The organism is Clostridia bacterium (assembly GCA_036562685.1).
Lineage (GTDB): Bacteria > Bacillota > Clostridia > Christensenellales > DUVY01 > DUVY01.
This window is the reverse complement of the sequence record DATCJR010000018.1, coordinates 1-2,669: the sequence shown is the minus strand read 5'-3', so window position 1 is coordinate 2,669 and position 2,669 is coordinate 1. Positions and strand designations below refer to the sequence as shown.

The following is a 2,669-nucleotide window of genomic DNA, read 5'->3' as shown; positions in this document are numbered from 1 at the left end:
TACAGGATTTTGAATCTTGGCTAAAATTCTGTCTATGTATATAGGCTTAAATCTGTTGACGCCGTGAGATTCTATACCTCTTCTGTCTGATTCCAACAAAACGTCTGTGCAGATTTCGGCATCTTCTCTAGGTACGCCTACGCCTACAAACGCATCCGTTACAAACTCTTGCGCGGTTTTCCAATCCAATACTACTTTCATATTTATTACTCCTACAAAATTTCAACTATTAATTACAACTATTAATTAGTGTATCCTAATATACACAAAAAATCAATACATGTCCAAAAAACACAGATTATTATAAGGTTTTTAGCCTTGACATAAACTCTTATACAAAATAAAATCAAAATTATAGGAAAATTGTAGTTTTAGATGAAAAAACGTTTAAAAATAATAGTCTTAATAGCTGCCGCTGTTTTTGTAACATTAATAATCTTATTGGCAACATTTATAGACAATAAAAACATTGTCTATGAAAATTATATTATCAATTATGACATTAACGATAATTCTGATGTCTTTGATATAAAAATAATACATCTTTCGGATTTGCATTTCCCAAAAATAAAAGTAAATATCTCCAAAATGCTAGAAAAACTGCAGCAAGAAAGCCCTGATATAATAGCTATTACTGGAGATCTGATAGACCAAAGCGCAAAAATAGACAATTGCGGCGCAATCAATTTTATTAAAAAGTTAAAATCTATTGCGCCCATATATTATGTAAACGGAAACCACGAAAAAGGTCATAAGGATGCAGACCTGTTATATAAAGGTCTTATTGAAAATGATGTTGTTATCCTAAATAACAGAAGCGTTAATATCACTATCCGTAACACAAGAGTAACAATTATGGGTATTATAGATAATATGAATTTTTACTCAAATCTTTTTAGCGACAATCAAGAACTTGAAAATAATTACAGAATACTATTGGCTCACAGACCAGAAAAATGGCCAAATTATATTTCTGATTTTAACACTATAAAACCGCATCTGGTGCTTACAGGACATGCGCATGGCGGTCAATTTAGATTTTTTGGCAAAGGTTTTTATGCCCCAAATCAAGGCTTTTTCCCAAAATATGATTCGGGCTTGTATGAATCAATCGATGTCAAAATGATTGTGTCGCGAGGAATAGGCAACAGCGTTATTTCTTTTCGATTTAATAATAAGCCGCATATTCCAATCATCACTATTAAATGCTCAAATTAATCTATATCCTCTATGCAATCTTTTACAACATCCATCATTTCGTCTTCTGCACCCAGACTGAAGTTAAAGATAATGCCTTGTCCTCCGCCTGCACCTATAGCTGAAACAAAAATATCATTATTATGATTGACCAGTGTCAAAGTCAAGCTTGCTCTGCTTTTATTCCTATAAAAGTATTTATCATAAACCTGAACGATAACTTTAAAATCTTCATGTTCATAGTGACTTTCATCAACCAAGTTCATTGACAATACGCTGCTAAGGATTTTTTGTTGCAAACGATGTGCTACTTGTTCTAAATTACCTGAAATAGTTTTTTCATATTTTGCCATGATTTTTATCCTCCCGCTCATAATGTGCATAAGTATCATTATAATATAAAAAAGCGGTTCAAAAGAATTCTTTTGAACCGCTTTTATTAATCAAATATTAATTTTTATAAAATGTATTTTTTCAAATCGTATTTTTTAATAGTGTTTTTCAAATGCTCGTCAACATACTTTTTATCAATAACCACATCGACCATAGGATGATCTCCACCTGCATTAAAGGATATGTCTTCTAACAGATATTCCAAAATAGTATGCAAGCGTCTTGCGCCGATATTTTCGCTGGTTTCATTTTCAAGTGCTGCAATTTCTGCGATTTCTGCAATGGCGTCATCTTTGAAGATAAGTCTTACATTATCCACTTCAAGCAAACTTACATATTGCTTGGTTATAGCATTATCTGTTTTGGTCAGGATATCTATAAAATCCTGCTTGGTCAGATTGTCAAGCTCTACTCGTATAGGAAATCTGCCTTGTAATTCAGGTATCAGATCCTCAACCTTGCTTATGTGGAAAGCACCAGATGCTATAAACAAAATATAATCGGTGCGGATTGCTCCGTATTTTGTATTGACCGTAGAACCTTCGACGATAGGCAAAATATCTCTTTGAACGCCTTCTCTAGAAACATCCGGGCCGTTGGAGTTGCCGTTGCCCACAATCTTATCAATTTCATCAATAAAGATTATACCTTCTTGTTCTGCGCGTCTTATAGCTTCGGCATTGATAGCATCCATATCTATCATAGCTTCGCTTTCTTCTTCTATGATTGTTTTTAATGCGTCTTCTACTGTCATGCGGCGATTTTTGCGACGTTTGGTCTGCATTATTCCGCCCATTATTTCGCTCAAATCTATAGCCGCTCCCATGCCAGGCACGATTTCCATTGCCTTAGGTCTGTCAATAACAGCTATTTCCACAGTGGTTTTGTTAAGTTTGCCGGCTTGTAAGTCAGCTAAAATCTGGTCTTTCAAAATAGGCTCGGGAGATTCGTTGCCTTTTTTCCTTTCGTTATATATTGCTTCCGCAACCTTTCTTTCGGCAATGTCTTTTGCCTTTTTTTCAACTTCTTGGAACTTTTCTTCCTTGACAAGTCTTACCGCAACTTCAGCCAAATCCCTT

Annotated in this window: 4 protein-coding genes; 1 reads left to right on the top strand and 3 read right to left on the bottom strand. The window is 34.5% G+C overall.

Annotated features, from left to right (window positions below; all coding sequences use genetic code 11):
* The coding region (locus tag VIL26_00795; GenBank protein ID HEY8389483.1) for an Ldh family oxidoreductase at window positions 1-201 on the bottom strand (201 nt) is incomplete at its 3' end.
* Between the two features lie 174 nt (window positions 202-375).
* Between VIL26_00795 and VIL26_00790 the strand changes: the two genes are divergently transcribed.
* On the top strand, window positions 376-1,218 hold the full coding sequence (locus VIL26_00790) for a metallophosphoesterase (GenBank protein HEY8389482.1): 843 nt from the start codon (window positions 376-378) through the stop codon (window positions 1,216-1,218).
* On the opposite strand, the gene VIL26_00785 is transcribed toward VIL26_00790, so the two are convergent.
* A complete protein-coding gene (locus VIL26_00785) occupies window positions 1,215-1,550 on the bottom strand; it encodes a DUF6054 family protein (protein HEY8389481.1) in 336 nt (111 codons plus the stop codon). The two genes, VIL26_00790 and VIL26_00785, sit on opposite strands and share 4 nt — an antisense overlap.
* Window positions 1,551-1,654: 104 nt before the next feature.
* Window positions 1,655-2,669: ATP-dependent protease ATPase subunit HslU (hslU, locus tag VIL26_00780; GenBank protein ID HEY8389480.1), on the bottom strand; the 1,015-nt coding region annotated here is incomplete at its 5' end.